At 63.1% G+C, this 4,841-nt stretch carries 2 protein-coding genes; both read right to left on the minus strand.

Translation table 11 applies throughout. The features are described from left to right. Positions 1 to 187 precede the first annotated feature (187 nt). Positions 188 to 3,301: an efflux RND transporter permease subunit gene (locus LJE91_09030; protein ID MCG6868852.1), complete on the minus strand. Its 3,114-nt coding sequence runs from the start codon at positions 3,299 to 3,301 to the stop codon at positions 188 to 190. A 7-nt stretch (positions 3,302 to 3,308) separates the two neighbouring features. Beyond that, positions 3,309 to 4,406, minus strand: a complete 1,098-nt coding sequence (locus LJE91_09035) for an efflux RND transporter periplasmic adaptor subunit (GenBank protein MCG6868853.1) — start codon at positions 4,404 to 4,406, stop codon at positions 3,309 to 3,311. Positions 4,407 to 4,841 lie beyond the last annotated feature (435 nt).

A 4,841-nucleotide genomic window follows, 5' to 3' on the forward strand; every position in this document is an offset into this window, starting at 1 on the left:
TACCAGATTGCGCCGGATTTTCGTTCGTCATCAAGGCGCGACAACAGGCGCATAGTCGAACTATGTCACTGTTGTCGCAACACAGAGGACGAACGAAAAGACAAGCAGGATGGTATGTCATTTGACAGAAATCGCCTAAGCAGGTCCCCTGGTGCACCGACGGGGGTTCGACCTTCCTATAATTGCCTCACTCCTGAGGTGTTTCCTCAGCCAGTTCCCTGTCCAGTTGTCGCCTGACCCGCTTTGGCGATCCCGTGTGTCGCGCCAGGAGGTCGTAGGCGACCGGGACCACGAAAAGGGTGAACAAGGTCGCCGCCAGCGTACCGGAAAGGATGACGGTACCGATCGCCACACGGGTTTCCGTACCGGCGCCGGTTGACAGCAGCAGGGGAATGGAGCCCGCGGCGGTGGTGATGCCGGTCATGATGATCGGGCGCAGCCGCACGCACGATGCCTCGAGCAGCGCCTCGCGAAAGGGCCTGCCGGCGTCCCGAAGCTGATTCGCGAACTCCACGATCAGGATGCCGTTCTTCGCCGCGAGCCCGACGAGCATGATCAGACCGATTTGGCTGTAGAGGTTGAGCGTCTGCCCGGTCAGATACAGCCCTAGCAGGGCGCCTGCCATCGCCAACGGTACGGTCAACATGATGACCAGAGGATGGATCCAGCTCTCGAACTGGGCCGCGAGTACCAGAAAAACGACCACCAGGCCGAGCACGAAGGTGAACGCGATCGCGGCGCTCGCGAACTTGAAATCCCGGGACTGGCCCTTGTAGTCAATGATCACCTTGCCGGGTAGGTGTTCCCTGGCCAGGGTCTCGAGGCTCTCGAGCGCACTGCCGAGCGAGACCCCGTCGGCCAGGTTGGCCTCGAGCGTGATGGCACGGACACGGTTGTAGCGGTTGAGTTTGATGGAGTCGGCGAATTCCTCCAGCGTGACGAGATTCGAGAGCGGGATCAACTCGCCCGAGCGTTCCGAACGGACATAGATGCTCTGCAGATTGGTCGGTGTGCGCTGTGCGTCGCGTTCTCCCTCGAGGATGACATCGTACTCCTCTCCCGCATCGATATAGGTCGTGACTCGCCGCGAGCCAAGCAGGGTTTCCAGTGTTCGGCCGATTTCGTCGACCGTAACGCCCATCTCGGCGGCCCTGTCGTAGTCGATGATGACGCGGATCTGCGGCTTGGTCTCCTTGTAGTCCCAGTCGAGTCCGACCAGACCGGGATTGTCCTCGTTGATCTTCTTCACCAGCGTGTTGCGCCATTGGGCGAGCTCCTCGTAGGTCCCTCCGCCGATGACGAACTGCACGGGCTTCTGTATCCGCGCCCCGAACCCCTGACGCATCACCGGAAACGACTTGATCCCCGGCAGGTCCCCGAGTCGCTTGCGGACATCGTCCATGATCTCCCACGCGGATCGCCGCTGCGACCAGTCGGTCAGCACGTTGATGACGATCCCGGTGTTGAAGATCTCGAAATTGCTGAAGGCCCTCGGCGCCCGCACCAGCAGCCGTTCGATCTCGCCTGCCTCGACCAGGGGCATCATGCGCCGCTCGATCTCGGTCATGTAGTTCGCGATGTACTCGTAAGACGAACCCTCGGGCCCAGTCACCATGAGATAGAAGACCCCGCGGTCCTCCTTGGGGGCGTACTCGCTCGGGATGCGCTCGAGCAGCCAGTACGACGCACCGACGATGCCGGCGAAGACCAGGCCGACGATCCAGGTGTGACGCAAGGCGCCTCGCAGCACGATGCCGTACCCGTCCCTGACCTTGCCGAACAGCCAGTCGATGCGCCCGGACAGACGCGCCCGGCCGCCGTCCTGAGGCAGAACACGGGAGGCGAGCATCGACGACAGGGACAGCGCGACAAAGCTGGAGAAACCCACCGCGGCCGCCATGGTCAGGGCGAACTCGGAGAACAGCCGGCCGATGTCTCCCTGCAGGAATGCGATCGGCACGAACACGGCGATCAGCACGACCGTGGTCGCGACGACCGCGAACCCGACCTGCCGTGTTCCCCGAAATGCCGCCACCAGACGGGTCTCGCCATACTCCTCCATGCGCCGGTGGATGTTCTCCAGCACCACGATGGCATCGTCCACCACCAGGCCGATGGCGAGCACCAGCGCGAGCAGGGTGAGGATGTTGATGGAGAACCCGAGTGCGAGCAGCACCATGAAGGTGGCGATCAGGGAGACCGGGACGGTTACCGCAGGTACGAGCATGGCGCGCGCGCTGCCGAGAAACAGGTAGATGACGCCGATCACCAGGGCGATGGCGATGAAAAGGGTCTTGTAGACCTCGTCGATAGCGCCCTGCACGAACACCGAGCTGTCGTAGCTCTGCTTGATCGCTAGCCCGTCGGGAAGACCCTCGTTGATCCGCCGCATCTCCTCCTTTGCGGCCTCGGCGACGGCCAGGGTGTTGGCGGTGGATTGCTTGATGATGCCGATCCCGACCATGGGCACCGTGTTGCCACGGAAGAACAGGCGATCCTCGTTCGTGCCGCGCTCGATTCGCGCGACGTCCCCGAGGCGCACCAGGTAACCGTCCTCACCCTGCGCCAGCACCAGTTGGGAAAAGTCGTCGGCGTTCGTGAACAACCGCTCGGTCCGGACCGTGAACTGCCGCAGGTCGGAGTCGATGCTGCCGGCCGGCAGTTCCACGTTGCCGGCCTGCAGTGCGGCCTCGACATCGGCCACGGTCAGGCCACGTGCGGCCAGCTTCTGGCGATCGAGCCACACCCGCATCGCCCAGGTCTGTCCGCCGCCGATCCGGACCCTTGCGACACCGTCGAGCACCGAGAAGCGGTCGACCAGGTAACGCTCGGCGTAGTCCGTCAGTTCCGGTACGCTCATGTCGTCGCCCACGAGGTTCAGCCACATGATGACGTCGTCGTTGCTGTCGACCTTCTGAATCTCGGGCGGATCCGCCTCCTCGGGCAATTCGTCCATCACCCCCGAGACGCGGTCGCGTATGTCGTTCGCCGCCGCGTCGATATCCCGGCCGACGTCGAATTCGACCGTGATGTTCGAACGGCCGTCCTCGCTGGTCGAGGCGACCGAGCGTATTCCCTCCACGCCCGCGATGCGGTCCTCGATCGGGTTGGTGATTCGGGTTTCCACCACGTTGGCGGCCGCCCCCGGATAGAGGGTCTCGATCGAAACGACCGGCGGGTCGATGTCGGGGTATTCGCGCAGCGGCAGTCGTTCGAAGGAGATCAGCCCGAAGGTGATCAGCAGCAGCGACATCACGGAGGCCAGGACCGGACGCGTGACCGAGAAGTCGGAAAGGAACATGACTCGCCTATTCCGGCAGGGACTTCAGGAATTCGCCGAGCGGCATGCTGCCATCGCTGACCGCAATGATCCTCACCGGCTGCCCGGGGCGGGCCTTGAGCGTGCCCTGGGTAATGACCTTGTCACCGACCTCGAGGCCCTCCAGGACCTCGGCCTCTCCGGGCCGCCGCGCGCCGATCCGAACCTCCCGCCGGGACACCCTGTTCCCGTCCATCTCGTCCACCAGCAGGACGAATTGCCTGGTGCCGAGCGGTACCAGCGCCTCTTCGGGGACGACCAGTGCCTCACGCGGGTTTCTGAACAGTTCGATCCGCATCAGCATCCCCGGTTTGAGGTTGCGGTGGGGGTTGGGCAATATGGCCCGGACGCGAATGGAACGTGTCGCTGGATCGACACGGCTGTCGATCGAACTGACCTTGCCCTCGATCCTGTGTCCCTCGTAGGCCTGTGCGGTCGCCTCGATCGCCTGACCGGGACGCAGTGTCTGCAGATAGATGCTCGGTACGGGGAACTCCAGCTTCATGACGGAATCGTCGTCCAGCGTGGTGATCAAGTCACCCGGTTCGACCAGGGCGCCGACACTCAGATCACGCAGGCCGATAACCCCGGAGAAGGGCGCGGTGATGCGACGGTCGGCGATTCTCGACTCCACTGCGGCCAGGCGGGCCTTCGCGGCTTCCCACTCTCGCTTGCGCTCGTCGATCAGGGATTCGGTCTCGGTGCCCGTCGCGCCCAGCGCCCGTACACGGTTGTACTGCCGCTTGGCCTCGGCCACCGTCACGCGCAGCTCCTGCAACTCGGCGCGCTCCTCGCCGCTGTTCATCTCGACGAGAAGCTGCCCCTTCTCGACCCGGTCCCCGTCATCGAAGCGGATGTCTACCACGGTTTCGGTCACAGAGGCAGACAAGTCGACGGACTCGTTGGCCTTGAGCGTACCCAGGGCCTCGACCCGGTCGACGTACCGGTCCTTTCGAACCTCGGAGACTACGACTGCTGGAGCCGACTCGCCGGCAGACGTTGCGAACACCGGTGGCGAAACCGGACCGGCGAGCAACACCAGGACCAGAAAAGATGGAATGTGGTTGGGAAGCGTGTATCGGTGCACGGGTTCTCTTCGTGATCGAGTTGAGCCGAAGCGGGATTTCTCAGGGCCTGAAGAATTTGGAGCCGAGGGAGGTAACAATGTTCCCGGGTTCGTTCATTGAGTCCCAAAGCGGAATCGCAACCGATCGACCCCTCAAACCGGCATCGTTTCCGGCGGCCAGGTCCGGGCCTTCCTTTTACCCGAACAGTGATTTCGGCTCACATTCAACATGGGTGCGGCGTGCGGAAACCGCGTCGCCGGGATTCCTTAGGCGATTTCTGTCAAATGACATACCATCCTGCTTGTCTTTTCGTCCGTCCTCTGTGTTGCGACAACCGTTGCATAGTTCGACTATGCGCCTGTTGTCGCGCCTTGATGACGAACGATCCCGGCGCGGCGCTGTCCCTGCTTTGCTTGGGCACCGGTCTTGGGCTTCCTGCCCAAGCCGTTCACTGC

The organism is Gammaproteobacteria bacterium (genome assembly GCA_022340215.1).
Classification (GTDB): domain Bacteria; phylum Pseudomonadota; class Gammaproteobacteria; order JAJDOJ01; family JAJDOJ01; genus JAJDOJ01.

What these genes read in the sequence shown, in the direction of transcription:
- LJE91_09030 (MCG6868852.1), bottom strand. Translation starts at nt 3,301, where the DNA reads ATGTTCCTTTCCGACTTCTCGGTCACGCGTCCGGTCCTGGCCTCCGTG.